Source organism: Vibrio sp. 10N.222.49.C9, from assembly GCF_041474985.1.
Lineage (GTDB): Bacteria > Pseudomonadota > Gammaproteobacteria > Enterobacterales > Vibrionaceae > Vibrio > Vibrio crassostreae_C.
Genome location: NZ_JBFRVD010000022.1, coordinates 86,046 through 112,386 on the forward strand (window position 1 = coordinate 86,046; position 26,341 = coordinate 112,386).

General features: G+C 45.1%; 30 protein-coding genes. 22 read left to right on the top strand and 8 right to left on the bottom strand.

The annotated features are described in order from the left end of the window. The first annotated feature begins 437 nt into the window (after window positions 1-437). Window positions 438-1,304, top strand: a complete 867-nt coding sequence (locus AB4585_RS09705; protein WP_017070219.1) for a hypothetical protein — start codon at window positions 438-440, stop codon at window positions 1,302-1,304. A gap of 291 nt (window positions 1,305-1,595) precedes the next feature. Beyond that, window positions 1,596-2,252: an NAD(P)H-dependent oxidoreductase gene (locus AB4585_RS09710; RefSeq protein WP_102428129.1), complete on the top strand. Its 657-nt coding sequence runs from the start codon at window positions 1,596-1,598 to the stop codon at window positions 2,250-2,252. A gap of 423 nt (window positions 2,253-2,675) precedes the next feature. Here AB4585_RS09710 and gltS read toward each other — a convergent pair whose 3' ends face one another. Together gltS and AB4585_RS09720 are read right to left on the bottom strand one after the other, a co-directional pair. Further along, the gene (gene gltS / locus AB4585_RS09715; protein ID WP_017060972.1) at window positions 2,676-3,902 is read right to left on the bottom strand and encodes a sodium/glutamate symporter; all 1,227 of its coding nucleotides are present in this window, start codon (window positions 3,900-3,902) and stop codon (window positions 2,676-2,678) included. Between the two features lie 315 nt (window positions 3,903-4,217). Next, on the bottom strand, window positions 4,218-4,574 hold the full coding sequence (locus tag AB4585_RS09720) for a YibL family ribosome-associated protein (protein WP_017060971.1): 357 nt from the start codon (window positions 4,572-4,574) through the stop codon (window positions 4,218-4,220). Window positions 4,575-4,900: 326 nt separating this feature from the next. Here AB4585_RS09720 and AB4585_RS09725 point away from each other — a divergent pair, with 326 nt between their 5' ends. Continuing rightward, window positions 4,901-5,698: a DUF4344 domain-containing metallopeptidase gene (locus tag AB4585_RS09725; protein ID WP_017060970.1), complete on the top strand. Its 798-nt coding sequence runs from the start codon at window positions 4,901-4,903 to the stop codon at window positions 5,696-5,698. A gap of 155 nt (window positions 5,699-5,853) precedes the next feature. On the opposite strand, the gene AB4585_RS09730 is transcribed toward AB4585_RS09725, so the two are convergent. After that, on the bottom strand, window positions 5,854-6,240 hold the full coding sequence (locus tag AB4585_RS09730; RefSeq protein ID WP_017072356.1) for a tautomerase family protein: 387 nt from the start codon (window positions 6,238-6,240) through the stop codon (window positions 5,854-5,856). A gap of 252 nt (window positions 6,241-6,492) precedes the next feature. On the opposite strand from AB4585_RS09730, the gene AB4585_RS09735 reads away from it, so the two are divergent. The 16 genes from AB4585_RS09735 to AB4585_RS09810 all read left to right on the top strand — a co-directional run bounded on the left by AB4585_RS09735 (window position 6,493) and on the right by AB4585_RS09810 (window position 19,137). Beyond that, the gene (locus tag AB4585_RS09735; protein ID WP_017065084.1) at window positions 6,493-7,113 is read left to right on the top strand and encodes an LON peptidase substrate-binding domain-containing protein; all 621 of its coding nucleotides are present in this window, start codon (window positions 6,493-6,495) and stop codon (window positions 7,111-7,113) included. 110 nt (window positions 7,114-7,223) lie between these two features. Next, on the top strand, window positions 7,224-7,871 hold the full coding sequence (locus AB4585_RS09740) for a sigma-70 family RNA polymerase sigma factor (protein ID WP_017060967.1): 648 nt from the start codon (window positions 7,224-7,226) through the stop codon (window positions 7,869-7,871). Next, window positions 7,864-8,544, top strand: a complete 681-nt coding sequence (locus AB4585_RS09745) for a ChrR family anti-sigma-E factor (RefSeq protein ID WP_372169694.1) — start codon at window positions 7,864-7,866, stop codon at window positions 8,542-8,544. The genes AB4585_RS09740 and AB4585_RS09745 overlap by 8 nt, the downstream gene beginning before the upstream one ends. Window positions 8,545-8,718: 174 nt before the next feature. Further along, window positions 8,719-9,666: a DUF523 and DUF1722 domain-containing protein gene (locus AB4585_RS09750; protein ID WP_017060965.1), complete on the top strand. Its 948-nt coding sequence runs from the start codon at window positions 8,719-8,721 to the stop codon at window positions 9,664-9,666. After that, a complete protein-coding gene (phrB, locus tag AB4585_RS09755; RefSeq protein WP_372154587.1) occupies window positions 9,663-11,078 on the top strand; it encodes a deoxyribodipyrimidine photo-lyase in 1,416 nt (471 codons plus the stop codon). Before AB4585_RS09750 ends, phrB begins: the two co-directional genes overlap by 4 nt. A gap of 14 nt (window positions 11,079-11,092) precedes the next feature. Then, entirely contained in the window at window positions 11,093-11,524 is a 432-nt protein-coding gene (locus AB4585_RS09760; RefSeq protein WP_017061283.1) for a nuclear transport factor 2 family protein, read from the top strand. Continuing rightward, window positions 11,524-12,255 (top strand): SDR family NAD(P)-dependent oxidoreductase, encoded by a 732-nt coding sequence (locus AB4585_RS09765; protein WP_017061282.1) that lies wholly within the window; start codon window positions 11,524-11,526, stop codon window positions 12,253-12,255. The genes AB4585_RS09760 and AB4585_RS09765 overlap by 1 nt, the downstream gene beginning before the upstream one ends. 2 nt (window positions 12,256-12,257) lie before the next feature. Further along, window positions 12,258-13,529 (top strand): NAD(P)/FAD-dependent oxidoreductase, encoded by a 1,272-nt coding sequence (locus AB4585_RS09770; RefSeq protein WP_136977929.1) that lies wholly within the window; start codon window positions 12,258-12,260, stop codon window positions 13,527-13,529. Beyond that, window positions 13,526-14,332 (top strand): DUF1365 domain-containing protein, encoded by an 807-nt coding sequence (locus tag AB4585_RS09775; RefSeq protein WP_017061280.1) that lies wholly within the window; start codon window positions 13,526-13,528, stop codon window positions 14,330-14,332. The genes AB4585_RS09770 and AB4585_RS09775 overlap by 4 nt, the downstream gene beginning before the upstream one ends. 105 nt (window positions 14,333-14,437) lie before the next feature. Continuing rightward, window positions 14,438-15,718: a cyclopropane-fatty-acyl-phospholipid synthase family protein gene (locus tag AB4585_RS09780; RefSeq protein ID WP_017061279.1), complete on the top strand. Its 1,281-nt coding sequence runs from the start codon at window positions 14,438-14,440 to the stop codon at window positions 15,716-15,718. Further along, window positions 15,696-16,217: a DUF2878 domain-containing protein gene (locus tag AB4585_RS09785; protein WP_372154588.1), complete on the top strand. Its 522-nt coding sequence runs from the start codon at window positions 15,696-15,698 to the stop codon at window positions 16,215-16,217. Before AB4585_RS09780 ends, AB4585_RS09785 begins: the two co-directional genes overlap by 23 nt. Window positions 16,218-16,220: 3 nt before the next feature. After that, complete coding sequence (locus AB4585_RS09790) at window positions 16,221-16,796, top strand: chalcone isomerase family protein (RefSeq protein ID WP_017061277.1); 576 nt, start codon at window positions 16,221-16,223, stop codon at window positions 16,794-16,796. Next, on the top strand, window positions 16,793-17,335 hold the full coding sequence (locus tag AB4585_RS09795; protein WP_017061276.1) for a DUF3833 domain-containing protein: 543 nt from the start codon (window positions 16,793-16,795) through the stop codon (window positions 17,333-17,335). The genes AB4585_RS09790 and AB4585_RS09795 overlap by 4 nt, the downstream gene beginning before the upstream one ends. A 246-nt stretch (window positions 17,336-17,581) precedes the next feature. Next, window positions 17,582-17,845 (top strand): hypothetical protein, encoded by a 264-nt coding sequence (locus AB4585_RS09800; RefSeq protein ID WP_017061275.1) that lies wholly within the window; start codon window positions 17,582-17,584, stop codon window positions 17,843-17,845. 252 nt (window positions 17,846-18,097) lie between these two features. Next, entirely contained in the window at window positions 18,098-18,766 is a 669-nt protein-coding gene (locus AB4585_RS09805; protein ID WP_372154590.1) for an SDR family NAD(P)-dependent oxidoreductase, read from the top strand. 131 nt (window positions 18,767-18,897) lie between these two features. Next, entirely contained in the window at window positions 18,898-19,137 is a 240-nt protein-coding gene (locus AB4585_RS09810; RefSeq protein WP_017061273.1) for an RNA-binding protein, read from the top strand. Between the two features lie 144 nt (window positions 19,138-19,281). Here AB4585_RS09810 and AB4585_RS09815 read toward each other — a convergent pair whose 3' ends face one another. The 4 genes from AB4585_RS09815 to AB4585_RS09830 all read right to left on the bottom strand — a co-directional run bounded on the left by AB4585_RS09815 (window position 19,282) and on the right by AB4585_RS09830 (window position 21,728). Beyond that, the gene (locus AB4585_RS09815; RefSeq protein ID WP_017061272.1) at window positions 19,282-19,626 is read right to left on the bottom strand and encodes a ribosome recycling factor family protein; all 345 of its coding nucleotides are present in this window, start codon (window positions 19,624-19,626) and stop codon (window positions 19,282-19,284) included. Between the two features lie 169 nt (window positions 19,627-19,795). After that, window positions 19,796-20,263, bottom strand: coding sequence for an OsmC family protein (locus AB4585_RS09820; protein ID WP_065583947.1), 468 nt, complete (start codon window positions 20,261-20,263; stop codon window positions 19,796-19,798). A gap of 29 nt (window positions 20,264-20,292) precedes the next feature. After that, entirely contained in the window at window positions 20,293-20,685 is a 393-nt protein-coding gene (locus AB4585_RS09825; protein WP_017057647.1) for a GFA family protein, read from the bottom strand. Between the two features lie 113 nt (window positions 20,686-20,798). Further along, entirely contained in the window at window positions 20,799-21,728 is a 930-nt protein-coding gene (locus AB4585_RS09830; RefSeq protein ID WP_372154591.1) for a LysR family transcriptional regulator, read from the bottom strand. A gap of 173 nt (window positions 21,729-21,901) precedes the next feature. On the opposite strand from AB4585_RS09830, the gene AB4585_RS09835 reads away from it, so the two are divergent. From AB4585_RS09835 to AB4585_RS09845, 3 genes are all read left to right on the top strand, one after another. Next, complete coding sequence (locus tag AB4585_RS09835; protein WP_102332307.1) at window positions 21,902-22,585, top strand: SDR family oxidoreductase; 684 nt, start codon at window positions 21,902-21,904, stop codon at window positions 22,583-22,585. 98 nt (window positions 22,586-22,683) lie between these two features. Then, on the top strand, window positions 22,684-23,892 hold the full coding sequence (locus tag AB4585_RS09840; RefSeq protein ID WP_102428123.1) for an MFS transporter: 1,209 nt from the start codon (window positions 22,684-22,686) through the stop codon (window positions 23,890-23,892). Between the two features lie 59 nt (window positions 23,893-23,951). Further along, the gene (locus AB4585_RS09845; protein WP_372154592.1) at window positions 23,952-25,040 is read left to right on the top strand and encodes an alkene reductase; all 1,089 of its coding nucleotides are present in this window, start codon (window positions 23,952-23,954) and stop codon (window positions 25,038-25,040) included. 297 nt (window positions 25,041-25,337) lie between these two features. Here AB4585_RS09845 and rlmJ read toward each other — a convergent pair whose 3' ends face one another. Continuing rightward, window positions 25,338-26,204: a 23S rRNA (adenine(2030)-N(6))-methyltransferase RlmJ gene (gene rlmJ / locus AB4585_RS09850; RefSeq protein ID WP_372154593.1), complete on the bottom strand. Its 867-nt coding sequence runs from the start codon at window positions 26,202-26,204 to the stop codon at window positions 25,338-25,340. Window positions 26,205-26,341: the final 137 nt, after the last annotated feature.

Below are 26,341 nucleotides of genomic sequence, written 5' to 3' on the forward strand. Positions count from 1 at the left end.
CTTTCGGGTTAACAAGCACACCTTAGATCACAAAAACACCATGAATTTAAATTACAAAGCCAAATTAATGAGAATGGATATCATCAACACACGATCTAGATCACATTTTATTTTGTAATACTTAAAAATAAATAGTGATTAAAGTCACATTTAATAAAATATAGCATCTAAGATCTATATAACCCGTATAAAAGAACATCGTGTCACGTATATAAAATATGCACCCAGATGAGCAAAATCGCGATACCTGTAATTTAATTACAGGTTGAGCTACATTTTGCTAAACATACAAAACGAGACCTAACGCTCTACTAAAAACATAGACCACTGAACTGCAGTTAGCATTGATAGATGTGATATGGTATTTACCAACGCTATCGCATCATATATATCTCCAACACCCATCAGCTGATCACTCCGCTATTTGAGAAAAGACTATGTCAGACAAAATTTCCACATCCGCACTCGCTAAACAAAAAGGCATAGAAGCTAAAGCTTTATTTAGCGATCTAAAAACAGCGGGCTATATAGTGCGTTCACAAGAGCGTTGGATTCTCACAGAACGGGGAGAAAGCTTTGGTGGGGAATATGTCGAACACAAGAAGTTTGGTGTCTTTATTGTCTGGCCAGAGAAACTGCTTATCGATTTGGACTCATTCTCAGGAAAAACACTCACCGCCACCCAGCTTGGCAGTGCCTTTCAACTCAGCGCAAAGAAAATCAACTTACTGCTCAACGAGCTTGGTTGGATAACAAAAGAAGAAGACGGTTGGCATGTCACCTCTACAGGCTTAAAAGCCGGAGGTGAACAAAGAGAAGACAAAGCGACTCAAAACTTATTCGTGGTATGGCACGACTCATTGGTTCGCAATAAACGTTTAAAGCAGTCTGTTGTTGAATTCCTAGGGCATGATGCTGAAAGCCACTCGACCGATGTGTCATTCTCCAGTTTTCGTCAGAAATTTGAGGCGAAGCACCGAAGCTTAGACGGGCATTATGTTCGATCAAAGGGAGAGCTGATCATTGATAACTGGCTTTATATGGCAGGAGTGGTCCATGCGTACGAGCGTCCGCTTCCGATATCAAAAGAAGTGATCAGCGATTTTTATCTACCAAGTGGCAAAGTATACATCCAGTTCTGGGGAACTGATTCTGCGCCAATCGCCGAAAATAAACGTGAAGCTACGAGAAAAATCTATGAAGAGCATGGTTTTGGTTTAATCGAAATCACGCCAGAAGATATCCCCAACCTAGACAGCGTACTTCCGCCATTATTGCGCCAATATGGTATCAAAGCGTACTAAGCTACTGAATCTAGAGATTCCACCTCCATTAAGATCACACTTATTGAATCATTATGGACATTATTAACCATAGTGATTTGATATGTTCGCTATTTTTCCCGAGTCATTCTTCTATTATCTTACACCCATCGACTTGAGCTACCGCAGATACTCGATTTATTGGGGCATGTTCGATAACTATTTAGACGTTCAATCTATTGAGATTCGTTTAAATTGGTTATCCGTTTATTGTTGACGTAACTGAACATAAAACCCTACAACATTTATTATTGATAGATATTAGGATTCAACATGACTCATCCAATCATTACTGATCTAAACACTCGTTACACAGCTAAAAAATACGATGCAGAAAAACGCATCTCTGCGGAAGACATGGAAGTAATCAAAGAAGCACTTCGCTTGTCAGCTTCTTCTATCAACTCTCAGCCTTGGAAATTCATCATCATTGAGAGTGACGCAGCAAAACAACGCTTCCACAATACTTTCGAAAACATGTTCCAGTTTAACCAACCACATGCGAAAGAAGCGTCACACACGATCCTGTTTGCTCACGATCCTAAGTACACTAAAGAGAAATTCGCGAAGCGTGCTGATACAGAAGTAAGCTCTGGTCACTTACCAGCTGAAATGTACGAGCAATTCTTAGGTGCTTACGCATTCGCAGAAATGAACACAGACGAAACAGGTTTCAACGGTAACTGGACTAAGTCTCAAGTTTACATCGCACTAGGTAACACACTGCACACACTAGCTCGTCTAGGTATCGCTTCAACACCTATGGAAGGTGTAGATGCAGCTATGATCAGCGAAGAGTTTGCTGACGAACTAGAAGGTCACGTTGTTGATGTAGCTCTAGCTATCGGCTACCACAAAGACGGCGAAGACTACAACTACGGCAAACCAAAAGCGCGCCTAACTCTTGATGAAGTCGTTACAACACTTTAGGGCGTGTTGACCTTTCGTGGTTAAATTTTGTTCGGATGGGGACGCCTAGTCAAAAGCGTTTTAATCGCGGTGAGGGAGAAGTAGCCTAGTCATTCTAAGCAAACCTCCCTCAACAAAGAGTAAAACGCTTTTTGCGGGGGCGCCCAGCTCGAACCCTTCGGGCAGCGTTTGCTGGTCATTTCTACTGCGTTATCGGCTTCTCATGTAGGCTAGCTACACATCGATGCCTCTGCCTTGTATAAATACCCAGCAACTCACTGCAAAAATCAGCTCGAAAGATCAACACGCCCTAGTTATTGATGTGACAGAGCCCTAACCGCAGGGGTATCAGGCAAACAAGAACAAAAAAAGCCAGTCAACAGACTGGCTTTCTTGTATTCATCTTAGTGCGATAAGCACATTGCGTTTAAGTAAAGGCGAACATTAACCGATAAACGAGATGTAACCCTGAAGGATAATCAGGTTAACGATATCGATAAAGAAGGCACCAACAATTGGCACCACCATGAACGCCTGTGGTGAAGGACCAAAACGGTTCACCAAAGAGCCCATGTTCATTACCGCTGTTGGTGTTGCACCTAGGCCGAAACCACAGTGACCACCTGCCATAACCGCTGCGTCGTAGTTAGAACCCATTACTTTGAACGTCACAAAGTAAGAGAAGATACCTAACACAACCGCCTGAACCGCCAGGATAACCAAGAACGGAATCGCAAGGTCAAATATGTTCCAAAGCTTAAGGCTCATTAGCGCCATTGCTAGGAACAGTGACAATGACACCGTACCAAGAATATCGACCGTTTCGCTGTCAGTCTTATGCAGCTTAGTCACTTCAAACACGTTAGTGATGAACACACCGATAAACAACGCGTAAACGAAGTCAGGAATCATCAACCAAGAAATTTCAAAAGTCGCCACCCACTGCTCTAGGTACTTCGCACCCGTGATACAGATAAGAAGGATGAACAACACTTCAATCACCTTCTTCGCCGTCACTTTGTCTTCTTCATACTCGTTGTAAGTAACAAGTTCAGGGAAGCGTTCATGTGTTTGCGTGCCAGTGCCGTACTCAGATTCAAGCTGGTTTTTATCAATCAGCTTTTGCGCCACTGGGCTACCGATAATACCACCGATGATCAAACCAAAGGTCGCTGAAGCCATCGCGATTTCTAGCGTATTTGCAATGCCAAACGTGTCTGCAAAAGTTTGAGACCAAGCCGCGCCTGTGCCGTGACCGCCCGAAAGGGTGATAGAGCCAGCAATCAAACCCATCAAGGGTTCAAGGCCTAGTGCCGTAGCTAAGGTTACGCCTACACCGTTTTGGATAATGATGTAAACCGACGCTACCCCTAAGAATAGGAATACCTTAGCACCACCTTTTATCAGCTGCGTGTAGTTCGCCGCAAGACCGACCGTTGCAAAGAACATCAACATAAACGTGTTCTGCAGGGGCAAGGAAAACTCAAGATCAAGGCCGTTAAAGTGCAGGGCTGTAATAGCAAAAGCGACAATCAAGCCGCCGACAATGGGCTCTGGAATGTTGTACTTTTTGAGAATCGGAAGCTTTGCATTGACGAAATGACCTAGAAACAAAACACTAATCGCGATTAGGAAGGATTCTAGTGGTCCAATTGAAATTAATTGATTCATATAACCTCTATTTTTTTACGTTCTCATCTTCCCTAATGAGTCTAGTTTTATCTGTAATTATTTGTGCTGCTCTACCTATATTTATACAAACTGGAGAGAAAGTGTGGATTCGAAAAGCGAACACATTACTGCGATCGCTTAGTACCATGTTAGTAGCACGTTAACTTTTATAGGAGATAAAAGGATTTGTGACAACAATCACCTCCTAAAAGTTGAAAACGGCGTGAGTATCTATGCCGCTGACTCTGCTTTCTTAATACCTAAAAAAGCAAAAGGAGCTATTTCTAGCTCCTCTTTCATCACCATCGCTGGTAATTAGAATTTTTTCGGTGCGTAACCAGTCATAACCTCAATGCGAAGTTCTTTACCGATCTTCGTCATTGGGTGAACAATTACGAGTCCTTTAACAGACTTTTTAAGTTTACCCATATCCGCTTGCTCAGCCTTAGTGATCTCACGGCTAAATGGCATATCAACCAGAGACTTACGCTCTTGGTTCACATCATAGCTTTCTTTGTGTTTAAGCTGGGCAATTTTCTTAGTTAGCTTCTTAATCTCTTCCTCGAACTGACGAACAACAGGACGATCATTACGAGTTTTAGCAGCATCTAACTTGTGGCGACACTTGTCTAGACGGTTGTTAATTTGTTGAAGTTCGTTTTTAACACTCATAATAATTTCCTAAGATTAAACAAGCCAATTCGGATTGGGGCGCGGAGTATAGCACAAGGGTTGTGTTGAACCGAAATTTATCTGTTAATTACCAATAGAAACGAATCACATCGACACCGCTCATTCAGCTTACTTATTCTTTGTGGCGAATCTCTAAGCGGATTATTCATTGATAGGATAGCGCCTACTTCAAAAATTGCAGTCCTCGATGCATCAAAATTCCGTCTAAACTTATACTCTAACGCAATAACTAAATCAGGGTACACAGCTTGGAGTTGTTACCCCCAGCACGACTCTGAATCGCAACGTAATCACAAGGATAGCCGATGACATTATTGAAACGAACATTGACCTGCAGCCTAGCCCTGAGTGCAATGTTTGCCACAACTTATGCATCTAGTGAACAAGCCACCCAAAGTAACCTAATCGTCGAGTACTCTACACCGCAAAATACCGAAGAAGAGCAGCTCAAACGAGAGATTCAAAGCAGTGGCGTTAATGACACCGTGGTCGACCTATCAAACCAACTCTTCATGTTTGAGAAGCCATTAACCATTCAATATGGCGGGGAAGAAGGACCACTCTACGATCCACAAACCCATCAAGTACTGATCCCTTACAGTTTTTACGCTGAGTCACTCAATTACTTTGAGAAGAACCAATACGAAAAAGAGTATGGGAAATCTGCGCAAACCGGCGCTATTGATACCTTGCTGCACACCCTGCTACACGAGACTGGGCATGCGTATATCGAAGATCAGAACATTGCCATATTGGGTAAAGAAGAAGATGCGGTTGATAACCTAGCAACCGTGCTACTGCTTAACTACGTAGAGCATGGGGCCGACGCTGCTATCAGCGCTGCAGACATGTTCGCTTTCGAGTCAGAAGACCGCCCAGAGTATTACGACTTGGGGGAATACATCGACGAGCACAGTTTCGACCTGCAGCGTTACTTCTCCACGTTATGCTTGGTGTATGGCAGCGATCCCGATGCCTATAAGAACTTGCTCGATGAAGTGGAAAACGACTATTTGAAAGACAGAAAAGAGTTCTGCGTTGAGCACTTTGACGTGATCAATGAAAATTGGCATCAGTATTTAAAAAAGAGTGACGATGCTTAGATGCTTAAAGGTTAGTGTCGAGAACTAGGAAAACGGCTTTGGCATCAAATTCCAAAGCCGTCACTCGATAGATTGGCTTAAGTCTTACGTGTTAAGAGTTAAGAGTTAAGAGTTAAGAGTTAAGAGTTAAGAGTTAAGAGTTAAGAGCTTAAACCCTAGACGTTCACTTTGTACTTCAGATCTTGAGCTTCATCGCCGGTCATCCCTCGAAATCCCCAGCAATGCGATGGCTGTTCCTTAATGGAAATTTCAATATCAATTGGAGAGATAGCTAACTGCTTCTCTATCTCAGAAAATATCTTCTTAATTAAGCGCTTTTTGGTGTTTACCGCTCGACCTTCCATCATATTTATCTCAATGACGGTATAGGCTTCTGTTCTTCCTTCCGGGTAAAAGAAGTCATCTCGTTCCAATGGCACAAACCGATGTGCTCGCTTGTCATCGGGTAAACCCATTTCACTGTTCAAGCACTGCTGCAACACATTAGAGAGCTGCAACTTAATTGGATTTAAGCACTCTTTGATACCATAAATAACAATCATGACCATTCCTTTGATGCGATGTTAGGTATAGAAGAACGTCAGATAGAAGCATCGTCTGGCAACTACCCATTCGCTTACTATTTGTACATATATTACATAATGACGCGTATGAAAAAAGGTAAAAACAGTGAATTTATGAACAGGTGCAACAAAATATCTATCCCTTTGCGAACATAAGCCGAAGCGAATTGATCGAACACCACCCTCCCCGCGTATATCTTCTCAAATCACATTTGAACTAAGGAGTACTATGTGCCGAATTCACCTAGGAAGACCACGCGGACAGACGCCGAACCAGAAACACCCGTAGAGTCTTCTCTGGAGCTCGCTGTGTTTCCCCTCCCCATCTTCCTTTTACCGGGAGGCAGACAAAGACTGCGCATTTTTGAGCCAAAGTATCTCGCGATGGTCGCTCACGCAGCGCAGGGCGATGGTTTCATTATCGCCACTCAAGACAAATCTAACTCTGATCATCTCAGCTCTTGGGGAACAAAGGTGACCATCGTCGACTTCAATATGTCGGACGACCAGATATTAGAAATTGATGTCGAAGGCGAAAAGTTGGTGCAATTGCATGGGTCGTTTCGAGACGATGATGACCTGATTAAAAGTAAGTTCAGCTTGTTGCCTCACTGGCCTACCGATGAATATAAAGTGCCTAACGTGTTTACCGCTTTTTTGGTTCAGTTGTTTCGCGACCACGATTCGATAAGAACACTCTATCCCACTCCTGATTTTGAGAGCCCACAATGGATCTGTGCGCGATTGCTCGAAATGATGCCTATCCCACTGGAAAAGAAAACAGAATTTACTGAGCCAGCCAGTTTTCCGTCTCTAGTTCCTTTTTTGAATCAAATCATTACGGGGCAATAAGCACTTTTCTTCACTATAATTTTGTATAGTAGAAATTAATTTAAATTAAAGTGATCCCGACTTTCTCCTTTCACGTAGTGCCCATCAAATTCGCATGATGGTTAGTTACTATGCAAGTGGAAAGCAGAAGTTCAGGGAACGGCAAGGAGCATGTCATTATTCCCGATAACAAAGTACCTACAGACAACAAAGTACCGACAGAGCTCTCGAGCTGGCTGGTGTTGGTTGGTACAGACCGAGACAAGCAGGCGTTCACCTGTTTGTTCAAGTTCTTCGCTCCTAAGATCAAGCGTTTTGGTATCAGTAAGTTGGGTGGCGAAGCTGCTGCAAACGAGCTAGTTCAAGACACGATGACTAATGTTTGGAAGAAAGCACATCTCTACAATGTAGATAAAGGCGCTGCGACCACTTGGGTCTACACGGTAATGCGTAATGCAGCATTCGACATGTTGCGCAAAGTGAAAGCGAAAGCCGAACAAACGATAGCCGACGATATCTGGCCAATCGATGCGATGGTAGCCGAGTCTCAAAGCGAAGATTTGCCATTCGGTGACCATTTGATGAGCCGACACGTAATGACTCAAATAGAAAAGTTGCCTCTCGCTCAGAAAACCATCGTCAAAGGCGTTTACTTTCAAGAGCTCTCTCAAGAGCAACTCGCTCAGCAACTTGGCGTCCCACTTGGAACAGTGAAATCACGTCTGAGACTCGCTTTAGCCAAATTAAAAGTTCACATGGGGGAACAAGACCATGATTAAACATCACCCAAACGCGGCAATCTTGAAAGACTTCGTCGATGGCACGTTGGCTGATTCAGTTTCTTTGATTGTTTCTAGCCATGTAGAGCTGTGTGAACACTGCCAACAACAAGTCAAGCAGCTTACAGCTGTAGCAGCGAATAATGCTTTTGACGCAGAGCCAGTATTCTCAAATGAAGATCTAGACAGCTTCTCAATGGACGACATGGACTTTGATTTTGACGCGATAGAGCAAATCACAGCTGATACTTCTCAGTCTGTTGAAGTGACTCCAGAGGTTCAGAAAGTAACTGTTGCTGACACGACATTCACAATCCCTCGCGCTCTAAACTCAGTAGCGAGAAAGGACTGGATGAACCTAGGCAAAATTTCACGAGCAAGACTCGATTTTGCTGACGAAGCACACCACACCAGCTTGTTGCACATCGGCAAAGATGGACAAGTGCCTTGCCACACCCACAAAGGCTTCGAGATCACGCTTCTTCTAGAGGGCAGTTTCGAAGACGAAATGGGCGTTTACAACAAAGGTGACTTCATCTGGTTGGATGGCAATCACACTCATCAACCGGCAACAAAAGAAGGTTGTGTCTGTTTAACCGTTTCAAGTGATGCGCTTTACTTCACAAAAGGTGTGAGCCAACTATTCAATCCACTTGGAAAATATATCTATTAACCCAGTTGCAGGCTATAAATATACAGGATGGCATAAAGCTATCCTGTATATCGTCAATACATCTGAATAAAAACAACTACGGTGTCAAAGTAAAAACACACCCAGCTCTGTAAATACGATTAGCAATGTTGAACTATAAGAAAAAGCTCAGAGCAAGAGCAAAGGAGTTGGCCAATGGAAAAGAAAATCAAAATCGGTATCAGTGCATGTGTTGCTGGACACAAAGTACGTTTCGACACAGGTCATAAACGCTCTCGTTTTTGTACAGACGACCTAGCAGACTACGTGGAATTGGAACCTGTTTGCCCAGAGATGGCTGTTGGTCTTCCAACCCCTCGTCCAACCATTCGTCAAACAAGAATGCTAGATGACATCATCCATGTTTCTCGCCCTGATGGCTCAGGTGATGTGACCAACGAACTGATCGAGTTCGGTCAAAACTACTCAAAGAAAAACCAACACATTGCTGGCTTTATTGTGTGTCAAAAAAGCCCAACCTGCGGCATGGAGCGCGTGAAGGTGTACCACCACCATGGTCGCGGCTCTGAATCGACAGGCATAGGCATGTTCACCCAACAAATTATGGACGGCAACCCGTTACTTCCCGTTGAAGAAAACGGCCGCCTTAACGATCCCATTTTGCGTGAAAACTTCATGACTCGAGTGTTCACTTACCAAAAATGGCTCGATCTTGTGGATGAAGGTGTGACCAAGCACAAACTGATTCAGTTCCACAGCGCCCACAAATATCTAGTCATGTGTCACCACGTTGAGGGTTACAAAAGCTTAGGCAAACTGCTAGCGGGTAATGATTTAGATATCGACGAACTAGCGGCTCAATACATCGAAGGCTTGATGACGGCGTTGTCTCATCACGCGAATCGAGGCAGTCACGCCAATACGCTGCATCATTTGCAGGGTTACTTTAAAAAACAACTGAGTAGCGCTCACAAGCAAGAGCTGACCAACCAGATCGCATCATTCAGAGAGGGCGTTGTTCCACTGCTAGTGCCACTGACACTGATCAATCACTACCTGATGGAATACCCGAACGAATACCTAGAATCACAGGTTTACCTAAACCCGCACCCTCAAGAACTTAAACTGAGATACGGATATTGAGCGACATACTATGGATACGACGAGACCTGCGGATTCACGATAACCCAGCGCTCGTCGCGGCAGTTGAAAACGGCGTAACGACCGCCGTTTTCATTTCAACGCCTCAAACGTGGCGGCAACACCACATTGCGCCGATCAAAGCTGATTTCATCTATCGTCATCTAAAACAACTCGATTCCCAGCTCGCTGAATTCGGGATAACGTTGCTTCACCTGAAAGCTAGCGACTTTGACGACCAATCCAAACAGCTCATCGATTTGTGCCAGCAGCTTGATGCCAAGTGCGTCTACGCTAACTCTGAACCAGAGGTCGATGAACAAGCTCGCGATAAAAAGCTGATTTCAAGCGGCCTAAACCTGAAGATCAGCGATTGTGACGTTATGCTGCCACTCGGTAGCGTTCTCAACAAACAAGGCGAGATGTTCAAAGTCTTTACGCCCTTTAAGAACGCTTGGTTAAAAGAAGTTCAGGTGAAAGGCATCATCTGCAGTCCAGCTCCTGTCGAGTCAGCTGAACGTTCACAAACACAGCTTCCTGACGACTTACAAGCCTTAACCATCTCTGCTGACTATGATTTCGATTTTCCGCGTGTTGATTCGAGTCGCTGGCCATTAAGCCAAGATGTATTGGGCAATGTGATCCCCAATTTCTTAGGCAATAAAGTCAACGACTACGCACGTCTGAGAGATATTCCCTCAGTTAAAGGAACATCGGGGCTATCACCTTATTTAGCGATTGGCGCCGTGAGCCCACGTTGGTTAGCGATTCAATTGATTCAGCAGCAACCCGATCTGTTATTTGATACGCAATTACCGGCCTTTTGTTGGCTCAATGAATTGATTTGGCGAGATTTTTATAAGCATTTGATGTTCCACCACCCTAAACTGGTCAAAGGTGCTAACTTTCAGCAAAAATACAATGGTTTAGATTGGTATCACGATCATCCTAGCTTCAAAGCTTGGTGCGAAGGAAAAACAGGATATCCATTGGTTGATGCCGCAATGCGTCAACTGGTTGAAACGGGCTGGATGCACAACAGACTAAGAATGGTGGTGGCAAGCTTCCTAACCAAGCACCTGCTTATTGACTGGCGTTGGGGCGAGCGTTTCTTTATGTCGCACCTTATCGACGGAGACTTTAGTGCCAACAATGGTGGCTGGCAGTGGGCTTCAAGTACTGGCTGTGATGCTCAACCTTACTTCCGAATTTTCAATCCAATCACTCAGAGTGAAAAGTTTGATCCAAAAGGAATTTTTATTCGTAAGTACATACCAGAGCTGCAAAATATCCCAGATAAGCATGTACATTTCCCACATGACTTTATCGCTAAAAACGGAATAGACAGCGAATACTGGCAACCCATCGTTGAGCATAAAGAAGCACGATTGAGAGCCTTAGCCTTCTTCAAATAATTAGAGTGAATATTATGGATAACTCTCTATGGCTTGATAACTTTCTCAACATGTATCGAGAACTCGGAACCGACAATTTCGACGTGCTTAAGACGGTTTATCACCCTGATATTGAATTCCAAGATCCGCTGCATCATGTCAGCGGTATTTCGGCGCTTACGCACTACTTCGAGAACCTCTACACCCAAGTAACCAGCTGTTACTTTCATATCGAACACACTTTCGAAGCGAACGACGAAGCTTCCGTTTACTGGACGATGCAGTTTGCTCACAAGCAATTAAATGGGCAAAAGCCAATCGAAGTACAAGGGCACAGCCACCTTAAGATGCTCGACGGTCAAGTGGTCTACCACAGAGACTACCTCGACGTCGGCTCTATGTTGTACGAACACATTCCAGTACTGGGCTGCGCGATCAAATCCATCAAAAAGAGGGCGAGCCGATAATGCGTATTATGATTACAGGCGCGACCTCTGGTATCGGCCAATCCCTAGCTAAAGATTACGCTCAGCAAGGGCATCAGGTGATTGCTTGTGGCCGCAACTCAGACAAGCTGCAAGCCTTAGTTGACTCGCACGAGACAGACGTCGCGCATTCATCAATTTCACCGCTCTGTTTCGACTTGACTGATTACCACAACTTCCCAGAACTCGACCAAGACAAGCCGCTCGACCTGCTGATTTTAAATGCAGGTGATTGTGAGTACATCGACGACCCAGTGAACTTTGATGCCGAGCTATTCGAGCGCGTCATCAACATAAACCTAATTTCAATTGGCTACGCCCTTAAAGCTTGGTTAAAAAACATCAAGCCCGGCGGCCGTTTGGTTTTAGTCAGCTCCAGCGCCAGCTTTTTACCTTTGCCAAGAGCCGAGGCTTATGGCGCTTCAAAGGCAGCTCTCACCTACTTAGGCAGAACACTTTCGGTTGATCTGGCAACGCACAACATTCATGTCTCAATTGTGCACCCTGGCTTTGTTGAAACGCCATTAACCGAGCGAAATACGTTCTCTATGCCTATGATTATTAGTAGTGAGGCCGCAACTCAGCGAATCGTAAATGGTATCGCTCAAGGAAAGAGTGAAATTGATTTCCCAAGACGATTCATCATGTTGATGAAGCTACTAAGAATGCTTCCAACTCCAGTTTGGCAAAAACTCGCTTCAAGGATGGTATAACAATGAAGAAAATCGCCATTATTGGTTCAGGTATCTCTGGACTCACTTGCGCGCATATATTAGATAAGCACCACGACGTAACAGTATTCGAAAAGAATGATTACGTTGGGGGGCACACCGCGACCGTTGATATTGAACATCAAGGCTCGGCGTTTTCGATAGATACAGGTTTCATCGTATTCAACGATCGAACCTACCCGAATTTCAATCAGCTTCTAGAACAACTCGATGTCGAAAGGCAACCGACTGAGATGAGCTTCAGCGTCCACAACACGACGACCAAGTTTGAATACAACGGCCACAGCATTAATTCGTTATTCGCGCAGAGGAGCAACATCTTCAAACCTCAGTTCTGGTCTTTAGTGTCTGACATTCTCAAGTTCAACAAGCTGTGTAAGGCTCAGTTTGAAAGCAATGAATTCACACCAGACGTTACCCTTGGCAGTTTCCTACGAGATAATCAATTTTCCGACTTTTTCAGCCAGCACTACATCTTACCGATGGGCGCGGCGATTTGGTCGACAAGCTTGGAAGAAATGGAAGAGTTTGAGCTCAAGTTCTTCATTCAGTTTTTCTACAACCATGGATTGCTCGATATCGCGAACCGTCCTCAGTGGTATGTGATACCAAAGGGATCGCGTTCTTATGTTGAAATCATCCTTTCACGCCTAAGTAAGACTGTTGCACTGAATACATCGATTAAACAAGTGACTCGCCAAGAAACAGGCGTCACGATTGAATTTGAAGATGGCAGCGCACAAGGTTTCGACGAAGTAATATTTGCCTGCCACTCAGACCAAGCCTTACGCTTGCTTGGTGATGCAACAGAACAAGAGCAACAGGTACTGAGCGAGATCCCATACAGCCGCAATGAAGTGGTTCTGCACACCGATACTCGCTTACTCCCAGATAGAAAACTGGCTTGGGCAAGTTGGAACTACATGTTGGATGGCGACAGTAAACGACCTGCTTGTGTCACGTACAACATGAACATTCTGCAAGGCATCGAAAGCCAAGACACCTTCTGTGTCACCTTGAATCAAAGCGAAGCCATCGACCCAGAAAAAATTATTCGCAGCTTTGTTTATCATCACCCGGTACTTAATTCGAACACGGTCGAAGCTCAGCACAAGCGTGAGCAAATCTGTGGCAAAAACCAGACGCACTTTGCTGGCGCTTATTGGTATAACGGCTTCCATGAAGACGGTGTCCACAGTGCACTCGATGTGACCAAACGCTTCGGTTTAGATTTGAGTACGAGTTCCGCGCTATGAACAGTCAAACCCTGACACCCGAGATGGGGATCGCATCCGAAAAGAGTGAAGAGCTCAGCGGTATCTATTGGGGTAACGTCAGACATCGCCGCTTTGGCGACATCACTCATGAGTTCAGCTATCAGCTGTATATGATGGGGTTAGATCTTGATGAGCTGCCCCAAACCACAGCGCGCAGTGCGCTGTTCGGAACTCGTTGGTACAACCCGATTCGCTTTGTCGAATCGGATTATCTCGCTGAAAAAAAAGAAAATGTCACCACGGATGAACCAAAATCACTTAAGCAACGTATAGCTTCCAAAGTGCAACAACTTGGTGGGGTTTGGTCTGATTCAAACCGTGTGACGATGCTGGCTCAGTGCCGCTGTTTAGGCATCTACTTCAGCCCAATCAACTGTTTCTTCTGTTATGACGAGACTGGAGATTGTAAGTACATGTTGGCTGAGGTGAGTAACACGCCTTGGCGAGAAAGACACTACTATCTCATCGACATGCACCAAGAATTGAAGGTAAAAAAAGAGTTTCACGTTTCGCCGTTCATGGATTTGAACATGACTTATTTTTGGAAGATTAAGCCACCAGCGAAACGCACGTTAGTTCACATCGAAAGCCGCCGAGACGACAAGCTTTTCGATGCGACACTGGCTCTGACGAAGCAGTCAGTAACCAAGACAAACATTAGACGAACGGTATTCAAGATTCCGGCGATGACGATAAAAGTCGTGATGGGAATTTATTATCAGGCTCTCAAATTATTCCTGAAAAAAGTACCGTTTGTGGCGCATCCAGACTCAACGTCTTAAGCGCACATGAAAGAACTCAATTGAAGCTTGGGTTCGCTCCAATCAAGGAGCAGAACTCAGCTTAGTTGGCACAAAATATTAGAATGAGTTATCAGCGAGGTTTACATGGAACAGCTTGCCAAACAAAACAACAATATTGAACAACAAGCTAAAGCCGTTGCTGTTTCAAGCAACTGTAAATATCGAGCTTTAATCTTCAAGGTGTTAGAAAGCCTGCAATTCGCGACGCTCGAGATCATTGAGCGCGACCAGCATTCGGTGTTCGGTGATCGAGAAGCAGACTTGAAAGGTCGAATCGTGATTCATGATGCGACCTTTTTTAGAGATGTGGTCATCAACGGCAGTATCGGCGCATCTGAAGCATACATCGATGGTAAATGGACCAGCCCAAATCTAACGCGTGTGATTCAAATCATGGCTCGTAACCAAGCCCAATTGGATGAACTTGATGACAAGACACAATGGATTTCTCGCATCAAAAACCTATTGCTGCGTCGTAAGAATGCCAACACCGAGCAAGGCTCTAAGCGAAATATTCTCGCCCACTACGATATTGGCAACGAGCTGTATGAGCGCTTCTTAGATAGCTCGATGCAGTACTCTTCCGCAATCTACAGCGAAGACGCAGAAACCTTGTCGAAGGCTCAACAAAACAAAATGAAAACCATCTGTGAGCGACTAGAACTGTCTGAGAAAGATAGCGTGGTCGAGATAGGCACAGGGTGGGGCGGCTTAGCCATCTTCATGGCGCAACACTACGGTTGCCACGTCACCACTACCACGATCTCAGATGCCCAACATGCACTTGCTGAACAGAGAGTAAAAGCGCTTGGTTTAACCGACAAAATCACCCTGCTCAAAGAGGATTATCGCAATCTCACTGGTGAGTATGACAAGTTGGTTTCGATCGAGATGATAGAGGCGGTCGGACATGAGTATCTACAAACCTTCTTTGAAAAATGTTCCTCGCTACTTAAGCCCTCAGGCAAGATGCTGATTCAAGCAATTACTATTGCTGACAGCCGTTACGACAAATACCGCAAAGGTGTCGACTTTATTCAGAAGTACATCTTCCCCGGCGGTTGCCTACCTTCTGTTTCAGTGATGACCCAACACCTTGCGACCAGCACCGACCTTGTGGTTCAAGAAATTGATGACATTGGCCTACACTACGCTCGAACGCTGAATGATTGGAACATCGCCTTTGAAAATAGTTGGGAAGAGCTAGAGTCTCTCGGCTATTCAGAAGAGTTTAAACGCTTATGGACCTTCTACTTCTGCTACTGTGAAGGCGCATTCAAAGAGCGCGTGATCAGCACTCACCATGTAGTCGCAAGAAAACCTCGTTACTTTGGAGAAAAAGATGAAGCGGTTTTGGATTATTAATCTCGTACTGTTTCAAGCGACCTGGGTTTGCAGTGCTTTCTTTACCGCGCAAGCCCCGTTCGTCACACCACTGATTGTAGTGGTTCACTTCCTTCTATCACCGACTCGCAGTAGCGATTTGAAGATACTCATTTTATTACCATTGGGGCTATTGCTTGATAGCCTCTTACTCCACTTCGGCGTGTTTGCCGTCGACTCTGAAATTGCGAATCAATCGTGGTTCCCGGTGTGGCTTATCTGCCTGTGGATCATGTTCTTAATCAGTTTTAACCACAGCCTAAATTGGCTTTTAAAATGCTCGAAAGTGATCTTGTTTGTCATAGGGTTCGTAGCAGGTACTAGTAGTTATTGGGGAGGCATCAAAGCAGGTGCTCTTCTTACTACTTGGCCAGATGCATCGGTAGTTGCTGCCCTTGCAATAAGTTGGGGGATTTTGTTGCCCTTACTGGTGGCCGCCTACTCCAACTTAATACAACCTAAAATGGCAATAACGAGGTGACTTATGGCTTATCCACGCAACCCGACACAAACGTTCAAACCTGAGCGAGGTATTGTTCGCGCTCATCAGCAAGCAAAAAACACACTTCTAAGCTTTATTACTCTCCCGTTAATCTTTGCTGCGCTGTTATTTGCCGGACACGCTAGAGCCTCTGCTGTCGATGATCTGAACAAACGTGGTGAGGGTGAAATGAGTTACCTGTTTTGGACTCTCTACTCGGCAGAATTCTACGCGACTCCAACCAACTCCGAACGAGCTTTGAAGCTTGAGTATTACCGCTCTATCGATAGCAAAGACCTCGTAGACGCTACCGAAGATCAGTGGAACAAGCTTGGCTACTCTGACAGCAACATTCAACGTTGGTTGAAACCCTTGTACGCGATGTGGCCGAACGTGGAAGAAGGAAGCACACTCACGATTCGTGTCGCTGAAGATAACGTAAGTCGTTTTTATTTCGATGAACAACCGATCGGCACCATCCAAGACAAGCAATTTGGTGAAGCCTTTCTAGCGATTTGGTTGTCTGAAAACACCTCTGAACCCGGTCTTCGTAAACAACTTTTAGGTTTGAACAAATGAATCCAAAAACAACAATAATAAAATTTGCTCTGGCATTTTTTTCACTCACTTGGCTAGTGGGCTGTGGCTCTGCAAGTTTAGAAGACCATGTCGACACAACGCCAGAGCTCAAGCTTGAAACCTTTTTTAATGGCGAGCTAATGGCCTACGGCATGGTGCTAGACCGCTCTGGTAACTTACTGCGCCGCTTTGATGCCAAACTGATCGCGACTTGGGACGGTGACAACGGAGAAATAAAAGAGTGGTTCTCTTTTGCTGATGGCGAGCGCTCAACTCGCGTTTGGAATCTGATCAAAACGGGCGAAAACACCTATTCTGGGACTGCCAACGATGTCGTTGGAACCGCTTATGGTGAAACCCAAGGTTCTGCGCTGTATTGGAAATATGATCTAGAAATTGAAGTAGACGGCAGCACCTATGAAGTGGTGCTCGATGATTGGATGTTCTTAATGGACGATAAACGCTTGTTCAACAAGACTGAGATGTCTAAGTTTGGCTTTAAAGTCGGAGAGGTCATCTTATACATCGAGAAGATTTGATGTAACTGCCGTTTCTGATTCTTAGTTTTAAAACGATGACTACATCTACAGTACGTAACAAAACAGCCCACAACGAAAATTGTGGGCTGTTTTGTTTGATCCCTCGAATAGCATACCTGCATGCTCAAGCCATTGTGCTAAGATGCGCCACCAGCATACAAATGGACTAGACTGACACTAAGCAGTCCCCATTTGTTTCGCTAAGCGTAGATTCCCTACCATGAATAATTGAAAAGGCTTTAAAGCATGAGCAAGTTGACCTCAGCGGAGCGTAAAGCTCGCGACAATGAACGTTTCTCACAACGCGTAAACGACCGCAGAGAAAAAGGTGAAGACGTAGTTGCTTACGCACTGACCAACAAAAAAGCTGTAAAATTCCTGACTAAGTCAGAGAAAAAACGTTTCAACGAAACGAGAGCGACTCTGCAAGAAGAGAAGCGAGTGAAAGAACAAGAAGAGCTTAACCGAATCGAAGACGCGTTCACGATCAAACAGTTCGACGACGAATAATCACTTATGATTACTCAAAAGCGCTGGCTCTATGCCGGCGCTTTTACTTGTTAGTTCTGCTACTTTTTGGCTGTGTTATTTCTGACCAAACCAGTCGATTCTTAACGACTTTCCCCACACTCTTATTCCCCTACGGCTCAACCGATCACCCAAGCTATCAACCAGGCTATCGATCAACTTTAGCCATAGATCTCAGAAAATCTTAGCCTAGCCCCTTACTATCTCGAATCAACTCTACAAACTTAAGACAGTATGATTTTAATTACCGGATCAAGCAGCGGTTTAGGCGCAGCTCTCGCGAAACAATATGCTAACGCCGACGCTCAGCGCGTAGCCATTACAGGTCGCAATGCACAACGTTTAGCAGAAGTGGCGCAAGGCCTACCTGCGAATACCATTAGCCAAGCGTGTGATCTCTGTGACCCGCACTCAGTGAGTGAGTTATTGGATGCGTTACCTGAAATGCCTAAACTGGTGATCCACAGTGCTGGCAGTGGCTACTTCGGTAAAATAGAACAGCAAGATCCAACCACCATCAGCGACATGCTGAAGAACAATATCGAGTCTTCGATCTTTTTGATTCGCGAGCTTGTGCAGCGCTACAAAGATCAATCGGTCACCATTGCAGTGGTGATGTCGACGGCGGCCCAAGGTGCTAAAGCGGAAGAGTCCACCTACTGCGCGGCAAAATGGGCCGTGAAAGGCTTTATCGAATCGGTGAGGTTGGAGCTAAAAGGTCACCCGATGAAAATCGTGGCGGTTTACCCTGGAGGAATGGCGACCGAGTTTTGGAATACAAGCGGTAAAGGCATGGATACCTCGAGCTTTATGACCGCGCAAGAAGCCGCTCAGATGCTACAACAGGCGTTGACCAGCACAGAGCATGGATTCGTGTCAGATATCACGATAAACCGCGGCTAGCAGGTAAACAGCTCGCTTAATCGGTAAATAGAGCGACACATTACCAAAGAAATGATTAGAGTAATTATTTGTGAGGGTGAGCATGAAAGTGTGCGACAATGCTCGGCGTAAATTCATATTCAAGGTTTATTATGAAACTTCTAGTTCGTAACCTATCGCGCTCTACCTCTGAGCAAGACATCCGTGTGCTATTTTCTGAGTTTGGCTCAGTAAAAGAGTGCAGCCTAGTTTTAGACCAAGAAACTGGCGACTCAAAAGGCTTCGCTTTTGTTGAAATGCCAGAGCAAGAAGAAGCTAAAGCGGCACTAAACAAGCTGAACTTGTCAAAGCTTGGCAAAAACACGATTCGTGTAAAAGTAGCGAACTCTTAATCGATTCAATGCTTCATAAGCCGCATGGCTTAGCTTAACAGCAGCACAGATGATAAAGCCCGTAACGATATGACGTTTTCCAGCGCAATATCGTTACGGGCTTTTTGCTGCTCGCAATTCTCTTTTCACACGATTTGAATACGCCTACAGACCTTCATGTTCATCAATAGCACGTCTTGCTTCGGCCATTGAACATCCAGATTCCATCACCAGCTGAGCCACAGTCATTGAAGGTGTAGCGGCCAACAGAGATGCCAAACACACCACGGGTTTAGGCAGCACTTTGTCGATTGCAATTGCTATCCAACCGTCTTTTTCATGGGTTAACATCGTTTTAAATTCAACGAGTTGATACTCTTGAGCGACCAACAGCCAATTACGCGAACGACGAACTCGTTTCAACTGACATCCACATTCCGCAGCATTCACCATCACTTGGCTTTTATCACTCACACGATGTACAAAACTATTCAATGGGACGCTAAACATAACTCTCTGCTAATCAATCTATTCCTACCATTCAAGAGCTCTCTACCTATCTCTCAAAACTTTCTAACTGTCACTCAATTAAAACCGTACGTAGGATTACACAGACACAAAAAAACCGCCAGTGATGCACTAAGCAACCTCGCGGTTTTTGGATGTTAACGTGTGTGGTTTACGCTTTAGTTTCTACCACAATGTCCGTTTTTACCGAGTTCGCGATAAAGCAGTTTTTGTGCGCCAAGTGGTGCAGTTTGTCGAGCTGCTTGGCGGTGGGCTTTTTGGTACCTAAAAACACAATTTTAGGGCGCAGAGTCACCTTAGTGACCGATGAGCGGCCAGATTCATCTTCTTCCAGCACACCAATCGCATCATCGACATAGGAGTCGATCACGTACTTCTGCTTTGCGGCAATGCCCAAAAACGTCAGCATATGGCAGCTAGAAAGTGCCGCGATAAACGCTTCTTCTGGATCAACATTCGCTTCCACCGAAAACGGCAGTGGCACAACATGTGGAGAGGACGAAGCAGGCACAGTGACACCACCATCGAACTCCCACGTATGACCTCGACTGTATTGATTGTCGCTAAAGACTTCATCTTCTGCTTTTTTCCAGCGAATGACCGCTCCATATTCAGACATAATTTCTTCCCTTTTTAAAGCTCAATAAATTAACGATCAGCTGGATGATTGACACCATCGTTGGTCACCACATCACCAATATCAAAAGGATTCACCCCTTCCAAACAGCCGATGTTAAAACCGTATTCGTTTGGGCTAGAACGGCGCTGATGATGGGTATAGATACCGCAGTTTGAGCAGAAGTAATGCTTCGCGGTATTGGTATTGAATTGGTAAAGCTTGAGATGCTCTGCACCTTTAAGGATCTTGATGCCATCCAGCGCAACAGAGCCCACAATCGCTCCCCTGCGACGACAGATCGAGCAATCACAGCGGCGTGGTTTTTCTATCCCGTTAGGTAAACTGAGCTCTAGTTCAACCGCACCGCAATGGCAGGTTGCCTTGTGAAAAGGTTGGATAACCGTATCTCCGACGACTTTCATTTTTCTCTCCAATCACATCCTTATGTTGGTCGTATCATAACCAGTTCAATGTTCTCTGTCCGTACCCGGGTGTTGAGTTCGAGAGATCTGTCATGCGCTGCTTCTCGGCTAATCTAACTAGACTTTTCAACCAAATCGCCAAACCGCTCAAACAAGAAATCAAGAAACAACCGGATACGCTTGGGCTGATATTTCTTGCTGATGTACACCACATTCAAATCGGCACTCGACACCGACATCGCGGTGTTGAAGTTCTTCATGTAGCCATTAAGCAGCGTCACAAGGCGCTGGTTATTGATGTCGCCTTGCACATCCAGTACCGATTTAAGAGCAATGCCCTCGCCTTTTAATGCCCAGTAGCGAATAACTTCGCCATCGTCTGAAAATCGCTTTGGAACAACCGTAATCGACTTCTTCATATCATGATCTTGGAAGTGCCATATCTTGAGCTCTTCATTGCTGCGCAGCATGGCTAAACAATCGTGATCAATCAAATCTTGTGGTGTTAACGGTGTTCCATGCTTGGCAAGATATTCAGGAGAAGCACACAGCACACGTCGGCTTGGTGACAAGCGTCTGGATATCAAACTGCTGTCGACCAGTTCACCATAACGGACCACGATATCCATGCCAGATTCAGCAATGTTCGAGAGGTTATCGTTCAAGTAGAGGTAAGGGATCACGTCGGGATATTGCTGACAGAACTCAGAGAGAATCGGAAGAATGTACTGCTTTCCGATGTCTTTAGGCGCGGCGATTTTTAGCGAGCCTTTGACTTCTTTTACGCCATTTTGAATCAGGTTTTCGGCCTCACTGACGTTGTCTAAAATCTCCAAACATGCCTTGTGATACAGCTCCCCTGAGTCGGTCAAAGACACATGACGCGTGCTTCGATTCAACAACTTCACACCATATCGTTCTTCAAGCGCCTGCAGCCTTGCTGTCATGGTCGCAGGAGAAAGCCCTAACTCTCGCCCCGCCGCCGCTAACCCGTGATGCTTAACAATACTGACGAACATCGCCATATCTGAAAACTTATCCATACGATTCTCGCTTCCACCTCTTTGTCTTACTTCTCGATCTTAATGCTCGATTTGAATACTCAGTCACACTATTCAGGTTAACCGAATAATGAATTTATATTTTAACCAATTATCAAATTTAGTCGAATAAATATAATGGCAAACATCAACAGAACAACGCAGGAATTCAGAGCATGACTAACGAATCGACTAAACAAGAGAAACACACTTTCGTCATCATTGGTGGCACATCAGGTATCGGCAAGGCACTCGCGATGAAATTGAGAAACGAAAACAACACAGTGCACATCGCTAGCCGACATACAGGACTTGATATCAGCAATGAAAAATCAATTTGTGAATACTTTGAATCGATTGGCGTGTTTGACCACTTAATCGTAACGGCTGGCTCATCCGCTCCCGCAGGAAAAGTAACAGACGTAGCAACCGCAGACGCCAAGACAGCTTTTGACACTAAGTTTTGGGGCAGCTTAAACGTAGCCAAACATGCCGCTCGTTACATGACACCAAACGGGTCTATCACGTTCACAACTGGCATGTTGTCACGCAAAGTTGTTGCTGGTACTTACGTAAAAACCGCCATCAACGCCGCACTAGAAAGCGTAACCAAAATACTGGCGAAAGAGCTATCACCTATTCGAGTCAATGCCGTTAGCCCGGGTTTAACCATGACGGAAGCCTACAAAAACATGGACGATTCCGCTCGTACAAGCATGTACGACAACGCCAAAAACAACCTACCCGCAGGCAAGGTTGGCGAGCCTTCAGAGATAGCCATGGGTTACCTGTTCGTAATTAATAACCCATACGTCACAGGGTCAATCATCGATATCGATGGCGGCGCTCTACTCGGCTAACACTCCGCAAAGAAGCAAAGAAGCAAAGACATAAAGAACAATCGTTAGGGCGTGTATCTCACGTCCTAACAAACAAGAATTAACACAGGTACTTCACTATGAAATCAGAAGCGATCCATAAAGAAAAGATCCCATTCCAAGTTTGGATACTGACACTCGCAGCTTTTGCCATCGGCACCGCTGAGTTTGTTATTGCAGGCATCCTTCCACAAATTGCCACATCCCTTTCGATCACCGAAGGTCAAGCCGGATACCTAATCAGTGCTTACGCATTGGCTATCGTTATTGGTGGCCCGATCTTAACCATCTACCTCGCACGTTTTAACAAGAAGATGGTACTGATTGGCTTAATGGCACTGTTCATCATCGGTAATGTCTTATCAGCCCTTGCTCCTAGCTACCCACTTCTACTTGCCAGCCGTGTTATCGCAGGCTTAGTGCAAGGCCCTTTTTATGGTATCGGTGCGGTTGTTGCAACCAACTTAGTGTCTGAAAAAATGGCAGGTCGTGCCGTTGGCCAAATGTTCGCAGGCTTAACACTCGCTAACGTTCTTGGCGTTCCAGCTGGTACATGGGTCAGCTTGCAATTCGGCTGGCACACTACTTTCTTTACCGTGGCAGCACTTGGCACTATCGCGATGCTTGCCATTTTGATATCGATTAAATCGACAGGTCACAGTGAAGCGAAAGACATCAAAACTCAGCTTCTAGCGTTCAAAAATCCAATGTTACTGATCAGCTTAGCAATCACCGCTTTTGCTTGGTCTGGCTTCATGACGCTTTACGGTTACCTTGCGCCAATCGCCATGCACATCACGGGTTACAGTCAAGAATCAGTGACTTGGATCTTAGTGATTGTAGGTGTTGGCTTAATCATCGGTAACACCTTGGGCGGACGCTCTTCAGATAAAAACCTAGGCAAAGCTTCAATGTTTTGGGCTGTCGCAATGATCGTGTCATTGGTGGTGGTTGGCCTTGTGGTAGACAACAAAATCCTATTCGTTGCAGCTGCATTTATCTTTGGTATTGCATCATTTGCGAACGTCCCTGCCATGCAACTTCGAGTAATGAACCACGGTGGCGAAGGGCAAGAGCTAGCAGCAACTGCGAATATCTCAGCGTTTAACTTAGCCAATGCCTTTGGTGGATTCCTTGGCGGCATGGTACTCGACAGCCAACTAGGCGCAGGAATGATTCCGTTCGCAGCCGTTGTTGTCCCAGTGATTGGTTTGTTGCTTATTGCAAAAGCCAACCGATCTGAAAAGCCACAGAGCAACTCTATTTTCAGCCCAGCAGAAAGCAAATAACGCGACTTATCGCCCCAATAAAAAACGAAAGATCACAGCATTAAAACAAGGTAAATACCATGAGCAAATTATTCGAAACAGCAGAACTGAAAGGCCTAGAACTACAAAACCGTGTGGTTATGGCCCCCATGACACGCGCTCGTACAAGCCAACCTGGAAACGTGCCAAATGAAATGATGGCAACTTACTACCAACAACGTGCCAGTGCTGGGCTAATCATCACTGAAGCGACACAAATCTCAGACGACTCTCAAGGGTACTCATTCACACCCGGCGTTTACACAAGTGAACAAGTAACAGGCTGGCAAGGTGTCACCTCTGCTGCTAAAGAACAAGGTGCTGCGATATTCTGCCAACTATGGCATGTGGGTCGCGTGTCTCATCCAACCTTCCAAAAAGGTGAACTACCAATCGCACCTTCGGCACTGGCTCCGGTAGAAACTCAGGTTTGGATTTCTGATGAGAATGGTAATGGCAACATGGTGGATTGCATTCAACCAAGAGAAATGACCCAAGCCGATATTGATCGTGTGGTTCAAGATTTTGCTAAGTCAGCGAAGAAAGCGGTCGAGGCAGGGTTCAATGGCGTGGAAATCCACGGTGGCAATGGTTACCTGATTGACCAGTTCCTAAGAACCAACTCAAACAAGCGCACCGACAACTATGGCGGCAGCCGCGAGAACCGACTTCGTTTTCTAATCGAAGTAGTGGATGCAGTCATTGATGCGATTGGTGCCGATAAAGTGGGTGTACGTTTAGCCCCGTTCATCACCTTCAAAGACATGAACTGCCCAGACATCGTGCCAACGATTTTAGAAGCGTCAAAGGAACTGCAAGCTCGTAATATCGCTTATCTGCACCTATCAGAAGCCGATTGGGATGACGCGCCTGTGATACCTGAAAGCTTCCGTATAGAGCTAAGAGCCTTGTTCTCTAACACCATCATCGTCGCTGGCAGTTACACACCACAACGCGCCGAAGAAGTACTAAGCAAAGGCTACGCCGATCTCGTCGCATTTGGTCGCCCATTCGTTGCTAACCCAGATCTCGTATCACGCCTACAAAACGGCAGCGAACTATCAGAACTTGATGGCGCCACTCTGTTCGGCGGCAACGAAAAAGGCTACATCGATTATCCAGTGTTGTAGTGAATCTTAAATTGATAGAACTGCCTTAGATTTTCCGACAGGCAAAAGAAAGGCTCGCATGACTAGTGCGAGCCTTATGCAGTTTAGGGGGTAAACCACAATCTGATATTAATTAGGGGTAATTATTTAACTTATGAGCCAGTATGCACCTGTGCGCATTGATGTACTATTTTTAAATGATTCACTGCAATTAATCAATCGATAAAAGTTAGCGTTTGGTCAATTTAAACCACATAAATAACAGTGATTTAGTGAACGACGTCTAGAAAATCATCATAAAATCCATAGAAATCAGATTTATAGAATTCTCATTTGCCAATACCCTTCACCATTTGTTGCGAGTTGGCTGTGTAAATAATCAAGCGTATCCGCGACCGTTCCCGCAATGCCTTGGGGAGGATTGAACAACAGTAAACCACTACCGATCAGGCGATCATCCCCCTTAGGATCACGAAGGCGAAGCTCCGACTTGATCGGACTTGGTAGCAAGCCATCTTTTACCGCTGTCACGCAGTGATTCAGAATCAGTGAGCTCTTATCATCCGTGTAAAGCGGATACCAAATTAATGCTGATACCTCCTCAGACTGCTGATACGCCTTAACCAAGGCATCGATCACCGCGAGATATTCAGAATCGGTTTCATAGGGCGGGTCGATAACAATCAGGTGATGGTTGTCGTGTTTTGCTATGTCGTCAGGCAGTGCTTTCAAGCCATCGCCAGCGGTAATGGTGAGCTTACTTGAAACATCAAGATCGCGTTGCAGCTTCTCAATGTTGGTTTGTAATAAGTCGGCTTCATCTTGCTGAATGTCTGAAAAATAGAAGCTATCTTGGCTGCGGCCTTGTTGGTAGGTGATGGCTGCAGAACCCGGATAGAGAGAGATAAGTTGGTTCGGATTGTAGTATTCCAGCACCGACATAAAAGAAGCGAATGCCGGAGGAAGATAAGCCTTGTTTCGCCACAAGTACCCAACCCCTTCAGCAAACTCACCAGCATGATTACTTGGTGCAGTGTTGAGGTCATAACACCCTGTACCAGAGTGGGTGTCGATAACATTGAGGCGTGAATGTTGCTGCATTAATGACTGAACAAGTGCACTCAATACTGGATGCTTTAGCGCATCACCATGGTCGCCTACATGACATTGATGTCGATATTCCATTCCCTTGCCTCATTTCTACGAACGTCATCTAAACATACTTCATATCATGAGGGCTTGCCTGCTCAATCCATCGTTTTTTGAAATAGGCTCTCTTTTCTGTAACTGTCTGACTCTTATAAAAAATAAAGCCCCTCGTT